Annotated in this window: 17 protein-coding genes; 9 read left to right on the top strand and 8 right to left on the bottom strand. The window is 61.7% G+C overall.

From position 1 onward, the window contains the following. The first annotated feature begins 87 nt into the window (after positions 1-87). Both BBF94_RS06120 and BBF94_RS28540 read left to right on the top strand, forming a co-directional pair. On the top strand, positions 88-1,008 hold the full coding sequence (locus tag BBF94_RS06120; RefSeq protein WP_065258153.1) for a LysR substrate-binding domain-containing protein: 921 nt from the start codon (positions 88-90) through the stop codon (positions 1,006-1,008). Between the two features lie 182 nt (positions 1,009-1,190). Further along, a complete protein-coding gene (locus BBF94_RS28540) occupies positions 1,191-3,167 on the top strand; it encodes a methyl-accepting chemotaxis protein (protein ID WP_065258152.1) in 1,977 nt (658 codons plus the stop codon). A 130-nt stretch (positions 3,168-3,297) separates the two neighbouring features. On the opposite strand, the gene BBF94_RS06110 is transcribed toward BBF94_RS28540, so the two are convergent. Both BBF94_RS06110 and BBF94_RS06105 read right to left on the bottom strand, forming a co-directional pair. Further along, positions 3,298-4,791, bottom strand: coding sequence for a YifB family Mg chelatase-like AAA ATPase (locus BBF94_RS06110; protein ID WP_065258151.1), 1,494 nt, complete (start codon positions 4,789-4,791; stop codon positions 3,298-3,300). A 756-nt stretch (positions 4,792-5,547) separates the two neighbouring features. Then, positions 5,548-5,808 carry an accessory factor UbiK family protein gene (locus BBF94_RS06105; RefSeq protein WP_011336527.1) on the bottom strand — a complete coding sequence of 87 codons (261 nt, stop codon included), beginning with the start codon at positions 5,806-5,808 and terminating at the stop codon, positions 5,548-5,550. 413 nt (positions 5,809-6,221) lie between these two features. Between BBF94_RS06105 and glnK the strand changes: the two genes are divergently transcribed. From glnK to sutA, 4 genes are all read left to right on the top strand, one after another. Continuing rightward, complete coding sequence (gene glnK / locus BBF94_RS06100; RefSeq protein WP_002555808.1) at positions 6,222-6,560, top strand: P-II family nitrogen regulator; 339 nt, start codon at positions 6,222-6,224, stop codon at positions 6,558-6,560. Positions 6,561-6,597: 37 nt separating this feature from the next. Beyond that, on the top strand, positions 6,598-7,935 hold the full coding sequence (locus tag BBF94_RS06095) for an ammonium transporter (RefSeq protein WP_065258150.1): 1,338 nt from the start codon (positions 6,598-6,600) through the stop codon (positions 7,933-7,935). A gap of 215 nt (positions 7,936-8,150) precedes the next feature. Further along, on the top strand, positions 8,151-8,576 hold the full coding sequence (locus tag BBF94_RS06090) for a secondary thiamine-phosphate synthase enzyme YjbQ (protein WP_065258149.1): 426 nt from the start codon (positions 8,151-8,153) through the stop codon (positions 8,574-8,576). 102 nt (positions 8,577-8,678) lie between these two features. Then, positions 8,679-9,005, top strand: a complete 327-nt coding sequence (sutA, locus tag BBF94_RS06085) for a transcriptional regulator SutA (RefSeq protein ID WP_065258148.1) — start codon at positions 8,679-8,681, stop codon at positions 9,003-9,005. A 189-nt stretch (positions 9,006-9,194) separates the two neighbouring features. On the opposite strand, the gene BBF94_RS06080 is transcribed toward sutA, so the two are convergent. From BBF94_RS06080 to lptM, 6 genes are read right to left on the bottom strand one after another with little or no spacing between them, the layout of a single operon-like run. Continuing rightward, positions 9,195-9,902 (bottom strand): HAD family hydrolase, encoded by a 708-nt coding sequence (locus tag BBF94_RS06080; protein ID WP_065258147.1) that lies wholly within the window; start codon positions 9,900-9,902, stop codon positions 9,195-9,197. Then, entirely contained in the window at positions 9,899-10,798 is a 900-nt protein-coding gene (gene xerC / locus BBF94_RS06075) for a tyrosine recombinase XerC (RefSeq protein ID WP_065258146.1), read from the bottom strand. Before xerC ends, BBF94_RS06080 begins: the two co-directional genes overlap by 4 nt. A 2-nt stretch (positions 10,799-10,800) precedes the next feature. After that, positions 10,801-11,526, bottom strand: coding sequence for a DUF484 family protein (locus BBF94_RS06070; protein ID WP_065258145.1), 726 nt, complete (start codon positions 11,524-11,526; stop codon positions 10,801-10,803). A gap of 13 nt (positions 11,527-11,539) precedes the next feature. Further along, positions 11,540-12,370 carry a diaminopimelate epimerase gene (gene dapF, locus BBF94_RS06065; protein WP_065258144.1) on the bottom strand — a complete coding sequence of 277 codons (831 nt, stop codon included), beginning with the start codon at positions 12,368-12,370 and terminating at the stop codon, positions 11,540-11,542. A gap of 4 nt (positions 12,371-12,374) precedes the next feature. Next, positions 12,375-13,622, bottom strand: coding sequence for a diaminopimelate decarboxylase (lysA, locus tag BBF94_RS06060; protein ID WP_065258143.1), 1,248 nt, complete (start codon positions 13,620-13,622; stop codon positions 12,375-12,377). A 9-nt stretch (positions 13,623-13,631) separates the two neighbouring features. After that, positions 13,632-13,802 (bottom strand): LPS translocon maturation chaperone LptM, encoded by a 171-nt coding sequence (gene lptM / locus BBF94_RS27040; protein ID WP_082302373.1) that lies wholly within the window; start codon positions 13,800-13,802, stop codon positions 13,632-13,634. Between the two features lie 203 nt (positions 13,803-14,005). On the opposite strand from lptM, the gene cyaY reads away from it, so the two are divergent. The 3 genes from cyaY to rnk all read left to right on the top strand — a co-directional run bounded on the left by cyaY (position 14,006) and on the right by rnk (position 15,097). Then, positions 14,006-14,338: an iron donor protein CyaY gene (cyaY, locus tag BBF94_RS06055; RefSeq protein ID WP_065258142.1), complete on the top strand. Its 333-nt coding sequence runs from the start codon at positions 14,006-14,008 to the stop codon at positions 14,336-14,338. A 1-nt stretch (position 14,339) separates the two neighbouring features. Further along, complete coding sequence (locus BBF94_RS06050; RefSeq protein WP_065258141.1) at positions 14,340-14,558, top strand: DUF1289 domain-containing protein; 219 nt, start codon at positions 14,340-14,342, stop codon at positions 14,556-14,558. A gap of 128 nt (positions 14,559-14,686) precedes the next feature. After that, positions 14,687-15,097 carry a nucleoside diphosphate kinase regulator gene (gene rnk, locus BBF94_RS06045; protein ID WP_065258140.1) on the top strand — a complete coding sequence of 137 codons (411 nt, stop codon included), beginning with the start codon at positions 14,687-14,689 and terminating at the stop codon, positions 15,095-15,097. Positions 15,098-15,099: the final 2 nt, after the last annotated feature.

The following is a 15,099-nucleotide window of genomic DNA, read 5'->3' as shown; positions in this document are numbered from 1 at the left end:
GGGATAAAAAGGATGGGTGGCATGATTAAAACTCATCCTGGCTCAATTCTGCTAAGTTGACGCCATCCCGCAACCGGAGCCCTGTGTATGTCCCGTCGCCTGCCCCCCTTGTATGCCCTGCGCGCATTCGAAGCAGCGGCGCGGCACAGCTCGTTCACCCGCGCGGCCGAGGAGTTGTCGATCACTCAGAGTGCGGTGAGCCGACATATCCGCACGCTGGAAGAACACTTCGCCTGTCGGCTGTTCCACCGCAGTGGCCGCAATCTGCAACTGACCGAGTCGGCCCGTCTGCTGCTGCCCGGCATCCGTGAAGGTTTCGCGGCCCTGGAGCGAGCCTGCAATACCTTGCGCGCCGAAGATGACATCCTGCGCATGAAAGCCCCTTCGACCCTGACCATGCGCTGGTTGCTGGCGCGGCTCAGTCGTTTCCGCCATTTGCAGCCGGGTAATGAAGTGCAACTGACCAGTGCCTGGATGGACGTGGATTCGGTGGACTTCAATAACGAACCCTTCGATTGCGCAGTGCTGTTGAGCGACGGGCATTTTCCGCCGGACTGGGAGGCCAGCCTGTTGTTCCCGGAAGAGCTGATCCCGGTGGGCGCGCCCAACCTGCTCAATGACCAGCCCTGGGATGTGGAACGACTGGCCGCCACCGAACTGCTGCACCCGACCCCGGATCGCCGCGACTGGCGCAGCTGGCTGGAGCACATGGGCCTGTCCGATCAAGTGTCGCTCAAGGGCGGGCAGGTGTTCGATACCCTCGAACTGGGGATGATCGCGGCGGCCCGGGGTTATGGCGTCTCCATGGGCGATCTGCTGATGGTGGCCGAGGATGTGGCCCAGGGGCGCTTGAGTCTGCCGTGGCCGACGGCGGTCGCCAGCGGCCTGAATTATTACCTGGTATGGCCGAAGACCCGTCCGGGAGGTGAACGTTTGCGCCGGCTCAGTGATTTTCTTCAGGGTGAGGTTCGGGCAATGGAACTGCCGCAGGTCGCGCGCTTGAGCTGAAACGTTCGAGCCGCCACAATGCCGGCCCTCGGCCATAACCCTGCTGAGCGCTCAAGTATTCGCGTTCACCGCCGAATACGTCCAGGTGGAACCGTCGTGCCGGTTTCACGCCTCACCCCCATTATTAGAAATGTTCCGAGCCGCGATCAGGGAGGATACGCAGACTCGGCCAGGAGCTGTCCATGTCTCAACCTCGCGCCCGGATCGCCTCGCAGCTGGGCCTCGCGCTCGCTGTGATACTGGCAATTGTCATCAGCGGCAGTACCGTGTTCGCCCTGCGTTCGCTGGACGCCGCCAACCTGTCCACCCGTGAAGAACACCTGGCCAGCGAGGCACGCCTGCTCGCCGATCAGTTGAGCACCTTCCATGGCACGCTGCGTGAAAGCACCCAGCGCCTGAGCGGGTTGTTCGAGAAGCGCTTCAGCGCCGGCCTGAGCCTTCATGCCGACGAACCGGTCAACGTGGCGGGCACCCGGACCCCGGGTCTGCACCTGGGCAGCGAAGTGCTGAACAACAACTTCAAGGAAGTCGACGAGTTCAAGCAGATGACGGCGGGTGTCGCCACCCTGTTCGTGCGCAGCGGCGAAGACTTCGTACGGGTCAGCACCTCGCTGACCAAACAGGACGGCTCCCGCGCCATCGGCACCTTGCTCGATCACGCGCACCCGGCCTACGCGAAGTTGATGGCAGGGCAGGGCTATGTCGGCCGCGCGCTGTTGTTCGATCGTTCCTACATGACCCAGTACACCCCGGTGCGTGACAGCAGCGGCAAGGTGATCGCGGTGTTGTTCGTCGGCTTCGATTACACCGATGCGCAGAACGCCCAGTTCGACAACCTCAAGCGTTTTCGCATTGGCCAGAGCGGTTCCCTCGCGCTGTTGGACGAACAGAACAAATGGCTGGTAGCGCCAGCCGGTGTGCAGGCGCCCGATCAGGCGGTGCCGGTGGTCAGCGGTCTGGCGAAAACGCCGGGCAAGGGCCGCTTCTGGAGCGATACGTCCGAAGACTTCTACAGCATCGCCGTACCGTTCGAAGGCGGACCCTGGTCGGTGGTGGCGAGCATGCCGAAATCCGAGATCCGTGAAGTCACCTGGAGCGTCGGCATTCAACTGGCCATCGGCAGCCTGCTGGCGATGTTGATCGCGGTGGGATCGGCGGTGTGGCTGCTGCGCAGCAAGCTGCAACCGCTGGGTGATCTGGTGCGTCAGGCCGAAGCCCTGGGCGACGGTGATCTGAGTGTGCGCCTGAACGTCTCGAGCAACGATGAAATCGGCCAGTTGGCCCGCGCCTTCAACCAGATGAGCCAGGCCCTGTCGACCATGGTCGAGCACATTCGTCGCGCCTCGGAAGAGGTCAACAACCGTGCTCAGGCGCTGTCCGGTCTGTCCGGTGGTGCGTATGAAGGCATGGAGCAGCAATCCGGTGAAATCACCAGCATGGCGGGCGCGGTTGAAGAGTTTTCCGCCACCTCGCTGAACATTGCCGACAACATGGGCAACACCCAGCGTCTGGCCCAGGAAAACGCGCAACAGACCCAGATCGGTCGCAGCTCGATGGAAGAAGCATCGTCCTCGCTGGAGCAGATTGCCGGCGCGCTGAACACCACGGCGACCGTGATCAACACGCTGGGTCAGCGCTCCCAGGAAATCGGTGGCATCGTCAGCGTGATTACCTCGATTGCCGAACAGACCAACCTGTTGGCACTCAACGCGGCGATTGAAGCGGCCCGAGCCGGTGAGCAAGGTCGCGGTTTTGCCGTGGTGGCGGACGAAGTGCGCAATCTGGCGTCGCGCACCCGTCAGGCGACCGACGAAATTTCCGGAATGATCCACAGCATCCAGCAGGAAACCGGCAACGCCATCAGCACCATGGAGCAGGGCAACGTGCTGATGCAGGAAGGCCTTTCGCGCAACGCCAATGTCGCTTCGGCGCTGGCGCGTATCGATGAGCAGAGCCGCTCGGCCGGGCAGCAGTTTGCGGCAATCACCACGGCGACTCAGGAGCAGAGCAGCACCGCGACGTTGCTCAGCAGCAATCTGCAGAGCATTGCGCTGGCCAACAGCGAGCAGCGTGAGGTGGTTTCCAATCTGGCCGTCACCGCTAAAGAGCTGGAGAAGCTGGCGGCGGATTTGCGTTCCGAGGTTGATCGCTTCCGCTGATGCATCTCTGAAACAGCTATCGCGAGCAGGCTCGCTCCCACAGGTTTCCCGCTGAACACGCAATAGTGTTTCAAGACAAAACCCTGTGGGCGCGGGCTTGCCCGCGATTGGGACGCCCATGTTTCAGCACCTACTGAGTCGCCGGCCGATACTGCAACGCTTCGGCCAGATGCTCGCGATTGATATCCGCGCACGTTTCCAGATCCGCCAGTGTCCGCGCGACCTTGAGCAACCGATGCGCCGAGCGCAGCGACAGGGTCAGCCGCTCGCACGCCGATTCCAGCCAGGTTTCATCGGCTGGGGATAACTTGCAGTACCTTTTCAGCCCTGGCAAATCGAGAAACGCATTGGCACAGGCCTGGCGCTTTTGCTGCCGCTCGCGGGCCTCGGCGACCCGTGCGGCTGCGCTGGCGCTGTCTTCTCCCGGTTTTGCCACAGGGTTCAACGCTGTCGCTTCGCGCGCCACCGTCAGGTGCAGATCGATCCGATCGAGCAGCGGCCCCGACAGTTTGTTGCGATAGCGCTGCACCATGTCCGGCGTACAGGAGCATTTGCCGCTGGGCTCGCCAAGATATCCACAGGGGCAGGGATTCATCGCCGCCACCAACTGAAATCTTGCGGGGAAACGCACGCGCTCCCTGGCCCGGGCAATTACGATGCATCCGGACTCCAGGGGTTCGCGCAAAACCTCCAGGACCTTGCGATCAAACTCCGGCAACTCATCGAGAAACAGCACGCCGTGATGGGCCAGGGTGATTTCGCCGGGTTGCGGTTTTGAGCTGCCGCCGACCAGTGCCGGCCCGGAGGCCGAGTGATGGGGTTGGCGGAACGGGCGCTGTGGCCAGTGAGTCAGGGGAGCGCCGCTGGCCACGGATTGAATCGCCGCCACCTCCAGAGCCTCACTCTCGGCCAGCGGCGGCAGCAACCCCGGCAATCGGCTGGCCAGTAACGTCTTGCCCGTCCCAGGCGGCCCGCTGAACAGCAGGTTGTGCGCGCCGGCAGCGGCAATCAGCAGCGCCCGTTTGGCAGCCAGTTGACCCTGCACTTCGTTCAAGTCGGGATAGGGTTTGGCGGCATGGATCAACCCATCCGAGACGTAGGGTTCGACCGGTGTATGCCCATTGAAATGCGCCACGGCCTCCAACAAATGATCGACCGCAATCACCTTCAATCCTGACGCCAGGCACGCTTCCTCTGCATTCGCCCTCGGCACCACCAGCGTCCGCCCGGCCTTGCGTGCTGCCAGCGCCGCCGGCAACACCCCGCGCACCGCCCGTACTGCACCGGATAACGCCAGTTCGCCAAGGCATTCCACATCATCCAGCGTCAATGTTGGCACCTGCACACTGGCCGACAGGATCCCCAGCGCAATCGCCAGGTCGAAGCGCCCGCCATCCTTGGGCAGATCCGCCGGCGCCAGATTCAAGGTGATCCGCCGCGCCGGAAACTGCAGCCCGGAATTGATGATCGCGCTGCGCACCCGGTCCTTGCTCTCCTTCACTGCGGCTTCGGGCAGGCCGACCATGGTCAGCGAGGGCAAACCGTTTGCCAGGTGGACTTCGACGGTGACGGCGGGGGCATCCACGCCAATCTGGGCGCGGCTGTGGACGATGGCGAGGGACATGGTCGTTCCTTGAGCTGAGTCGGGGGCCGCTTCCTGCGGGTTTTTCAAGGGTAGTCGGGGAGGAGGTTGAAGGGACAGTTGCCTGGGCAAAGCTTCACTGGATGTTGCTGAAATAGAAATGACTAATCTTCAGGCGAAAAAAAACCGCCTTGAGAAGACGGTTTTTAGTTGCAGGCTTCGGTGAGGCCAAGGCCTGCGCATCCTTAGTGGACACACTCGCGTATTCCGAGGTTATGCATGTTTGATCGTTGGCGCAAGCATCAGCGAATTTTTCGCCAACCAATTGTGGTCTGGAATGAGGGGTAACCATCCTTTTGCCAGCGCTCGATTAATGGCTTGATACAACTTGTTTAATTTGCATTCTAAGGGCTGCAATACCATCCGCTGCGACGATGCCCACTCATCGAGTGTTCGCAAAGTGTGGTCGGGAGCATAACGATTTTCATGTTCCCCGACGCGGTGTGAGACCCGTGCCGGTGTTGTTTTGGGGGACCCACACCCGGCCGCCTTGGTGGGCACACTCGTGTGTAGTCCCGAAGGTGTTCGTAGGCCGGAAAGAGCATCGGAGGTTTGGCCCCACGCAAGGAGGGCCAAAATATGTCTAAGTTTCTTAAACATATGTGGCGCCTCGTCAGGATCGCGCTATGGGCTTTTCGCCTGTACGAGATTCTGCGAGACCGTTGGAATAATTCGCTGTAGGAATTGAACCGACGGAAACCGTTCCTGCCTCGGCAGGAGCGGTTTTAGCTTCTTGTCTCACTCAGCCGGCGGCGTCAGCTTCGCTTCCAGCTCAGCCACCTTCGCCTCAAGACTCTCAAGCCGGGCGCGAGTGCGCGCCAGTACCACCATCTGACTATCGAATTCTTCCCGGCTCACCAGGTCCAGTTTGCTGAAGGCGCTTTGCAGCAGCATCTTGAACTGGCTTTCGATTTCGGCTTTTGGCAATGGCGTGTCGCCACTGAACAGGCGGGAGGCGGTGCCGCTCAGGGCGTCGAGGAAGTCTTTGGGCGCGAGCATGGGATATGTCCTGAAAACAATGGCCGGCAGTGTATCACGCAGTGTCTATAGTCATTCGCGCGGGCCGGGATGCACGCTTTTCGCGCAAAAGGACGAACGGTTGCGCACCGTTGTTGTGCGTATCCCGTGTGCCATTTCGGTGATGGCATCGACGGCCGCGGCCAAGGGATTGAAATCAGGGGATTTTGGCGAGATGGCAAGCTTTCTGCTTAGTCGGTAGTGACCCATGCACTGATGCAGTCGCTGTGACGAATGCAGTGCGCCGGACGGGACGGGGAGTTTCGTCGGGAGCGGTTAGCTGGCGTCAGTCGGGCGGGTAGGGCCGACGATGCGTTACAAAGCCAGGCACTGCGCTTAGACTTGAGTCGGGTTTGTTTTCCTGGGGCAAGTCCACCAATTCGGGAGAGAGTTTCATGAAGCTAGTCACTGCCATCATCAAGCCGTTCAAGCTGGACGACGTGCGCGAGTCGCTGTCCGAAATCGGCGTGCAGGGCATTACCGTTACTGAAGTCAAAGGCTTCGGCCGGCAGAAGGGTCACACCGAGCTGTATCGCGGCGCGGAATATGTGGTCGATTTTCTGCCCAAGGTGAAAATCGACGTGGCCATCGACGACAAGGATCTGGATCGGGTTATCGAGGCGATAACCAAGGCTGCCAACACCGGCAAGATCGGTGACGGCAAGATCTTCGTGGTCAATCTGGAACAGGCGATTCGCATCCGTACCGGCGAAACCGATACCGACGCGATCTAAGCGCCGCCACAAACCCAACGCCCCAGGAGAAAACAATATGACTCTGCGTAAATTCGCAGGGCTAGGCGCCCTGTTGTCCATCGTAATGCCCGGCCTGGCTTTGGCGGCAGATCCGGTGGCGCCTCCAGTCCTCAATTCCGGCGATACTGCCTGGATGCTGACCTCCACAGCCCTCGTGCTGTTCATGACCATTCCGGGCCTCGCGCTGTTCTACGGCGGCATGGTGCGGTCGAAAAACATTCTTTCCGTGATGATGCAGTGCTTCGCCATTACCGGCCTGGTCACCATCCTGTGGTTCATTTATGGCTACAGCATGGCGTTCGACACCACCGGGATGGAAGCCAACGTCGTCAACTTCAACTCCTTCGTCGGTGGCCTGGGCAAGGCTTTCCTCGCGGGCATCACGCCGGCCAGCATCACCAGCCCGACCGCGCTGTTCCCGGAAGCCGTATTCGTCACCTACCAGATGACCTTCGCCATCATCACCCCGGCGCTGATCGTCGGTGCCTTCGCCGAGCGCATGAAGTTCTCCGCGATGCTGGTGTTCATGGGGGTCTGGTTCACCCTGGTTTACGCGCCGATTGCGCACATGGTCTGGAGCGGTCCGGGTTCGCTGTTGGGTGACTGGGGCGTGCTCGACTTCGCCGGTGGCACCGTGGTGCACATCAACGCCGGTATCGCCGGTCTGGTGGCGTGCCTGGTGCTGGGCAAGCGCAAAGGTTTCCCGACCACCCCGATGGCGCCGCACAACCTTGGTTACACCCTGATGGGCGCGGCGATGCTGTGGGTCGGCTGGTTCGGTTTCAACGCCGGTTCCGCTGCTGCGGCCAACGGCACTGCCGGCATGGCGATGCTGGTCACTCAGATCGCAACCGCCGCCGCTGCACTGGGCTGGATGTTCGCCGAGTGGATCACCCACGGCAAACCAAGCGCACTGGGTATCGCTTCGGGCGTGGTTGCCGGTCTGGTGGCAATCACTCCGGCGGCCGGCACTGTGGGCCCGATGGGCTCGCTGATCATCGGTCTGGCCGCGGGCGTGGTGTGCTTCTTCTGCGCCACCAGCCTGAAACGCAAACTCGGTTATGACGACTCGCTGGATGCCTTCGGCGTGCACGGGATCGGCGGTATTCTCGGTGCGATCCTGACCGGTGTGTTCGCCGCTCCGGCGCTGGGTGGTTTCGGCACTGTCACCGATGTCGCTTCCCAGGTCTGGATTCAGTGCAAGGGCGTCGGTTTCACGGTGATCTACACCGCGATCGTCACCTTCATCATCCTCAAGGTGCTGGATGCCGTGATGGGACTGCGCGCCACTGAGGAAGAAGAGTCGGTGGGCCTGGATCTGGCACAACACAACGAACGCGGCTACAACCTGTAAGCACGCGCCTCTAAAAACTTGCCCGGTTCGCCGGGCATTTTTTTGTCCGGAATTTGTCATCCCTGATGTGGCTGAATGGAATTCTCGTACGGCTTTGGTCGTGTTTACGACGGGTGTTTTTCTGCGGCCAATGGCTTACACCATTGAAGGAATATTAGGGCCTTTGTTTTTTTTCAGAGCGCGCTAGAATGCGCCCCGAACGTGCGGAGAACTGTATGTGGCAACAGACTCTGATAACCCTGCGGGCACGGCCCCGGGGCTTTCATCTGGTAACGGAAGAGTTGCTTGCCGGGCTGCCTGAACTCAAGGCATGCCGGGTCGGTCTGTTGCATTTGTGGCTGCAGCATACCTCGGCGTCGTTGACCATCAACGAGAACGCCGATCCGGCGGTACGTCGCGACTTCGAACGATTTTTCAATCGTCTGATCCCACAAGGAGCAGACGGCTATGAGCATAACGACGAAGGCCTGGACGACCTCCCGGCGCACTTCAAGGCCAGCGTGCTGGGTTGCCAGATCAGCCTGCCGGTTTCGGCGGGTCGTCTGGCACTGGGCACCTGGCAAGGCGTTTATCTGGGCGAGCATCGCGATCATGGCGGTGCCCGCAAAGTCCTCGCCACCTTGTACGGTGAAGAGGCATAAACCGTTGGTCACCAATGGTTGTCGATTTTTTTACGGCGGCTTTCGACAGTCGCCAAAGCTGGTCTATAACTAATCTGCTTTTCGCAAGTCATGAGGTAGAACATGAGCGACGATGATCTGGAAAACGACGACCTCGAAGTAGGCGATGAAGACGAGGCCGATGAGGGTCTGGAAGCGGCAGCGGATGACGTTGCCGAAGACGATGGCGGTGACGATACGCCGGCCCCGGTAGCCAAAGGCAAGGCCAAGGCTGCAGTGTCGGTCGACGAGATGCCGAGCATCGAAGCCAAGAACAAGGAGCGCGATGCCCTGGCCAAGGCCATGGAAGAGTTCCTTGCGCGCGGTGGCAAGGTTCAGGAAGTGGAGGCCAACGTGGTCGCCGATCCGCCCAAGAAGCCGGACAACAAGTACGGCAGCCGCCCGATCTGAGGCGTGTCGCTCGCTTGCTGAAAAAGCCCGCCGTCGCTGCGGGCTTTTTCATGCCTGGAATCCAGTAACTGGAGTGAACGCGGTTACCTTGTGGGAGCGAGCCTGCTCGCGAAAGCGGCGGGCCGGTCAGCATCAATTTGAACGACAGATCGCATTCGCGAGCAGGCTCGCTCCCACAGGGTTCATATGTCAGTTGGAGGCAGCATTCCAGCGGGCGAGCACGGCAGGCAAATCGTTGAGGCTGCGAATCTCGGCATCCGGCAGACGCTCCGCTTCCCACGGCTTGCCCGCCGGGTTGAACCAGATCGCCCGCAATCCCGCCTGCTGCGCGCCGGCAATGTCGTCTCCCGGATGATCGCCGATATGCACCGCCGCCTCGGCGCTCACGCCACCGCGCTGCAGGGCTTCATGGAACAGCCGCGCATCCGGCTTGGCAATGCCGATGTCTTCGGCGCACAGGGCGAACTTGAAGTAGTCCGCCAGGCCGAGGCGTCGCACATCGGCATTGCCGTTGGTGACCACGCCGAGGGCGTAGTGTCTGGCGAGGGTTTCCAGGATCGGCTCGACCTCCGGGAACACCTCGATCTGGTGCCGCGCATGCAGAAACACTTCAAAACTCTTGTCCGCCAGCTCCGAGGCCTCAATGTGGGCGTACCCGGCTTCTTCCAGCGCATGAAACAACACACGGCGCCGCAGCGCGCTGATGCGGTGCTTGAGTCCCGGTTCGCTGGCCAGCACGCGCTCGCGGATCGACCACAGATGCTCCACCGGCACCGCGCCCAGATTCGGCGCATGTTCGCCCAGCCATTCACGCAAAACCGCTTCGGCGCTGACGATCACCGGAGCGGTGTCCCACAAGGTGTCGTCGAGGTCGAAGGTGATCAACTGGATACTCATGAATCGTCGCCTTTCATGCGTTTGGCCCTTGGGTGGGCGCTGTCGTAGACCGCCGCCAGGTGCTGGAAGTCCAGGTGGGTGTAGATCTGGGTGGTCTTGATGTCCGAGTGGCCGAGCAGTTCCTGCACCGCGCGCAGGTCCTGGGAGGACTCCAGCAAGTGGCTGGCGAAAGAGTGCCGCAGCATGTGCGGGTGCAGGTTCTGCCCCAGTTCGCGCTCGCCGGCCAGTTTGACCCGCACCTGAATCGCACGCGGGCCGAGGCGCCGGCCTTGCTGGCTGACGAACACCGCGTCGTCCGCCGGGTTGCTCAGTGCCCGCAGTGGCAGCCATTGCTCCAGGGCCTCCCGGGCTTTCTGGCCGACCGGCAACAGACGTGTCTTGCTGCCCTTGCCGAGCACCTGAACCATGCCGTCGGCGAGATCGAGCTGATCGAGATTGAGCCCGGTCAGCTCTGACAGACGCAGGCCGGATGAATAGAACAGCTCCAGAATCGCCTGGTCGCGTCGGGCCAGAAAATCGTCCTCGACCGCGCCTTCAAGCAGTTGCAGCGCTCGGTCGGTATCGAGGGTTTTCGGCAGGCGTCGTTCGCCTTTGGGCGGTGTCAGGCCGGTGGCCGGGTCGTGATCGCAGAGGCCTTCGCGATTCAGATAGTGATAGAGCCCGCGCACCGATGACAGCAGACGCGCCAGACTGCGTGAGGACTGGCCCTGGGCATGCAGGCGGGCGATCAGGCTGCGCAGGCGCTGGATATCCAGAGCCTGCCAGCTTCCGACGTTCTGTTTGTTGCACCAGCCCAGGACTTTATCGAGGTCGCGGCGGTAAGCCGACAGCGTGTGCGGCGACACCTGCCGCTCACTGCGCAGGTGCTCGCAGTAAGCGTCCAGTTGTCGTTCCATGTTCAGCGTACCGAGCGCAGAGAACTGTTGACCCGTGGCAGCACGCGGCCCATCACTTCAGCGATGTAGCTGAGAAACAGGGTGCCGACCGAGCTCTTGTAATGCTGCGGGTCACGGCTGGCGATGGCCAGAATTCCGTGGATACCCTGGTGGCTGACCGCGACCACGGCGGCGGAGCCGATCTGTTTGCGCTGCTCTTCGCCGAACAGGAAGTCCAGTTCGTGTTCACGCAGGCTGCCGCTGACGCTCTTGCCTTCGGTAAGCAGGCCGCCGATGGCGGTCTGCGCGTCGGCGTGAGTGACCCAGCGACCGACCGGAGCCGGGTTGTCACCCAGCAGGATCAGACTGACGAAGGGCACCTGGAAATCCTGGCGCAGGCTGTCTTCGACACTGATCACTACGTCTTCCAATGTGGCTGCATCCATCAGCGCGAGGATCAGGCGACGGGTCTTTTCGAACAGACGATCATTGTCCCGGGCCACGTCCATCAAGTGCGAGAGGCGGTGGCGCATCTCGATGTTGCGGTCGCGCAGAATGGACATCTGGCGCTCGACCAGCGACACGGTATCGCCGCGGCGATGGGGGATGCGCAGGGACGGCAGCAGTTCTTCATGTTCTACGAAGAAATCCGGATGAGCCTCCAGGTACGCGGCAACCGCTGCCGCCTCCAGGCTTTCGGGTGCTGTTTCAGTGGACTTTCGGGCGGGTACCTGAGGCTTGTCAGTCATGGCTTCTGCTCACTCAAAGACGCACTTGTCCTTCGTATACACGCACTGCCGGACCGGTCATCAACACCGGTTGGCCGGGGCCTGCCCATTCGATGGACAGGCGCCCGCCCGGCAGGTCGATCAATAGTGGCGAATCCATCCACCCCTGGCTGATCGCAGCTACAGCCGCCGCGCAGGCGCCGGTACCGCAGGCCTGGGTTTCCCCGGCACCGCGTTCCCAGACGCGCAGTTGTGCGCGGTGACGGTCGATGACCTGGAGAAAACCGACGTTGACCCGTGCCGGGAAGCGCGGGTGGTGTTCGATTTTCGGCCCCAGTTCATGCACCGGTGCGGTATTGATGTCCTGCACACGCAGGACGGCATGGGGATTGCCCATCGACACCGCCGCCAGCTCGACCGGCGTACCGTCGACGTCGACCTGATAACTCAGGGCCTGTTCGTCCGCCTGGAACGGAATCTCCGCCGGCAGCAGGCGCGGGGCCCCCATGTTCACACCGATCTGGCCGTCGTTACGGACGTCCAGTTCGATGATGCCGCCCTTGGTCTCGACGCGAATTCGCCGCTTGGCGGTCAGACGCTTGTCGAGCACGAAGCGGGCGAAGCAGCGTGCACCGTTGCCGCACTGCTCCACTTCGGAGCCGTCGGAGTTGAAGATCCGGTAACGGAAGTCCACGTCCGGATTGCTCGGTGCCTCGACGATCAGCAACTGGTCGAAACCGATGCCGGTGTGCCGGTCACCCCACATTTTTGCGTGCTTGGGCTGAATGTGCGCGTGCTGGCTGACCAGGTCGAGGACCATGAAGTCATTGCCCAGGCCGTGCATCTTGGTAAAACGCAGCAGCATGGGGTTACTCCGGCAGCAGGCTTTCGCCGGCAAACAGCTCGGCCACGGTCTCGCGGCGACGCACTTCGAATACCTGATCGCCATCTACCAGCACTTCGGCGGCACGGCCGCGAGTGTTGTAGTTGGAGCTCATCACAAAGCCGTAGGCCCCGGCTGAATGCACGGCCAGCAGGTCACCTTCTTCCAGCGCCAGTTCACGATCCTTGGCGAGGAAGTCGCCGGTCTCGCAGATCGGGCCGACCACGTCGTACTTGCGTGCGGCGGTGTCGCGCGGCTTGACCGCCGTGACGTCCATCCAGGCCTGGTAAAGGGCCGGGCGGATCAGGTCGTTCATCGCCGCATCGACGATGGCGAAATCCTTGTGCTCGGTGTGCTTGAGGTATTCGACCTGCGTCAGCAGCACACCGGCGTTGGCGACGATGAAGCGGCCCGGTTCGAACACCAGCGCCAGATCGCGACCGTCGAGACGTTCGCGCACGGCCTTGATGTAGTCGGCAGCCAGCGGCGGCTCTTCATCGCGGTAACGCACACCCAGGCCACCACCGAGATCGATGTGGCGCAAGTGGATGCCGCAATCGCCCAGGCGGTCCACCAGATCGAGCAGGCGATCGAGGGCGTCGAGGAACGGTGGCAGGGTGGTCAGTTGTGAGCCGATATGGCAATCGACACCGACCACTTCCAGGTTCGGCAGGTGCGCGGCACGCACGTACACGTCTTCGGCGTCGGCGATGGCGATGCCGAACTTGTTCTCTTTGAGACCGGTGGAAATGTACGGGTGGGTGCCGGCGTCGACGTCCGGGTTCACGCGCAGGGAAATCGGTGCACGAACGCCCAGCTCGGCGGCGACCACTTGCAGGCGCTCCAGCTCGTCGGTGGATTCGACGTTGAAGCAATGCACGCCGACTTCCAGCGCGCGACGCATGTCGTCACGGGTCTTGCCGACACCGGAGAACACGATCTTGTCGGGGCTGCCCCCGGCCGCCAGCACGCGCTCCAGCTCGCCACGGGAGACAATGTCGAAACCGGCGCCGATGCGGGCCAGGACATTCAGCACGCCGAGGTTGGAGTTGGCCTTGACCGCGAAACACACCAGGTGCGGCATGCCGGCCAGCGCATCGGCGTAGGCCAGGTACTGGGCCTCGATGTGGGCGCGGGAGTAGACGTAGGTCGGTGTGCCGAAGCGATCGGCGATGGCGGACAGCGCCACACCTTCCGCGAACAGCTCCCCGCCACGGTAGTTAAAAGCGTCCATGGCGATCCCTTAGTAGACGTCGTGCTTGTGTGCCTTGGAGACAGGCTTCTGCGAAGACTGGGCTTGTGCGGCCGGATCCTGATCTTCATCGGGCAGGTACAGCGGGCCTTTCTGACCGCAGGCCGAAACGAGGCAGGCAACCGCGACGATCGCAGCGATGGAAGAGATCAGGCGCTTCATGGCGAAATCCTTGAAAATGCGTTAATTGCGCCGGAGTATACCGGCCACCCGTCAGCTTGCCTATGCGACGGGGTCCCCGTCCGGCGGGGCTTGCCCGAAGCGCGTGCAGGCAGGGGGATTGGTCGTTATCCTTTGCAATCGGCCGGCCGCGTCCGTATCTTGCGGCGCTTGAGCCTGATCAGACATTTTTTGAGGTTGCCGCAATGAGTTTGTCCGAAGCCCGTTTCCATGATCTGGTCGACGCCACCCAGCAGGCGTTGGAGGACATCTTTGATGAAAGTGGCCTGGATCTGGACATGGAGAACTCGGCCGGTGTGCTGACTGTCAAGTTCGACAACGGCAGCCAGTTGATCTTCAGTCGTCAGGAACCTCTGCGTCAGCTATGGCTGGCCGACCGTTCCGGTGGTTTCCATTTCGACTATGACGAGCAGGCCGGCAAGTGGGTCTGCGAAAAGACCGAAGAGTTGCTGGGCGAAATGCTGGAACGCATCGTCTGGGAGCGCGCCGGCGAGAAACTCGATTTCGACGAAATCTGAGATGAGCACCGCGCCACGTCCTGCCAAACCGCTCTACAGCAATGTCAGTCCGGCAGTGCCATCGCCATGTACCGGCGTCTGTCGGCTGGATGAACAGAAGGTCTGTCTCGGCTGCATGCGCCATGTCGAAGACATCCGCGAATGGCGTTCGGCCGATGACGAGCGCCGTCGGGTGATCTGCGAACAAGCGGCCCGGCGCAGGCAGCTCTGCGGGACGTAGCTTGTATATTCTTTGAGCTGTGATAGTGTCCGAACACGCCTCAACCCATCGAGGCCTGGTATAAACCCCGTCTTTTGTGGCGGGGTTTTGCTTTTTTTGTGTGCAGAAGAAAGGAGTCTGCCCGGATCATGACCGCACCTTCCATCACCCTTACCCGTCTGGACGTGCAACGTCTGGAGCGCCTGATCGACAGCCTGGATGACACGCTGCCGGGCGTGATTGCGCTGCAAACCGAACTGGATCGCGCCGATACCCTGGTCGGCCACGATGAAGTGCCCGCCGATGTGGTGACGATGAATTCCCGAGTGCACTGTCGCGAAGAAGGCAGTGGCAAGGACTACCACCTGACGCTGGTCTACCCGAAACACGCCAACGCCGACGAAGGCAAGATTTCGATCCTGGCCCCGGTCGGCAGTGCGCTGCTGGGCCTGAAGGTCGGCCAGCACATCGACTGGCCGGCACCGGGCGGCAAGACCCTGAAGCTGACTTTGCTGGAAGTCGAATCGCAACCGGCCAACGGTGGCGATTTCCCCGAGTGAGC

Origin of the sequence: Pseudomonas bananamidigenes, from assembly GCF_001679645.1 — a bacterium.
In the GTDB taxonomy this organism is placed as follows: domain Bacteria; phylum Pseudomonadota; class Gammaproteobacteria; order Pseudomonadales; family Pseudomonadaceae; genus Aquipseudomonas; species Aquipseudomonas bananamidigenes.
The sequence above is the reverse complement of the archived record's forward strand: the minus strand, read 5'-3'. Positions and strand labels throughout refer to the sequence as shown.

Coding starts and splice junctions, on each gene's coding strand:
- dapF (WP_065258144.1), bottom strand. CDS start 12,370: ATGCTGCTGCGTTTTACCAAGATGCACGGCCTGGGCAATGACTTCATG.
- BBF94_RS28540 (WP_065258152.1), top strand. CDS start 1,191: ATGTCTCAACCTCGCGCCCGGATCGCCTCGCAGCTGGGCCTCGCGCTC.
- lysA (WP_065258143.1), bottom strand. CDS start 13,622: ATGGACGCTTTTAACTACCGTGGCGGGGAGCTGTTCGCGGAAGGTGTG.
- BBF94_RS06095 (WP_065258150.1), top strand. CDS start 6,598: ATGACTCTGCGTAAATTCGCAGGGCTAGGCGCCCTGTTGTCCATCGTA.
- BBF94_RS06120 (WP_065258153.1), top strand. CDS start 88: ATGTCCCGTCGCCTGCCCCCCTTGTATGCCCTGCGCGCATTCGAAGCA.
- glnK (WP_002555808.1), top strand. CDS start 6,222: ATGAAGCTAGTCACTGCCATCATCAAGCCGTTCAAGCTGGACGACGTG.
- BBF94_RS06105 (WP_011336527.1), bottom strand. CDS start 5,808: ATGCTCGCGCCCAAAGACTTCCTCGACGCCCTGAGCGGCACCGCCTCC.
- rnk (WP_065258140.1), top strand. CDS start 14,687: ATGACCGCACCTTCCATCACCCTTACCCGTCTGGACGTGCAACGTCTG.
- BBF94_RS06110 (WP_065258151.1), bottom strand. CDS start 4,791: ATGTCCCTCGCCATCGTCCACAGCCGCGCCCAGATTGGCGTGGATGCC.
- cyaY (WP_065258142.1), top strand. CDS start 14,006: ATGAGTTTGTCCGAAGCCCGTTTCCATGATCTGGTCGACGCCACCCAG.
- BBF94_RS06070 (WP_065258145.1), bottom strand. CDS start 11,526: ATGACTGACAAGCCTCAGGTACCCGCCCGAAAGTCCACTGAAACAGCA.
- lptM (WP_082302373.1), bottom strand. CDS start 13,802: ATGAAGCGCCTGATCTCTTCCATCGCTGCGATCGTCGCGGTTGCCTGC.
- BBF94_RS06080 (WP_065258147.1), bottom strand. CDS start 9,902: ATGAGTATCCAGTTGATCACCTTCGACCTCGACGACACCTTGTGGGAC.
- sutA (WP_065258148.1), top strand. CDS start 8,679: ATGAGCGACGATGATCTGGAAAACGACGACCTCGAAGTAGGCGATGAA.
- BBF94_RS06050 (WP_065258141.1), top strand. CDS start 14,340: ATGAGCACCGCGCCACGTCCTGCCAAACCGCTCTACAGCAATGTCAGT.
- xerC (WP_065258146.1), bottom strand. CDS start 10,798: ATGGAACGACAACTGGACGCTTACTGCGAGCACCTGCGCAGTGAGCGG.
- BBF94_RS06090 (WP_065258149.1), top strand. CDS start 8,151: ATGTGGCAACAGACTCTGATAACCCTGCGGGCACGGCCCCGGGGCTTT.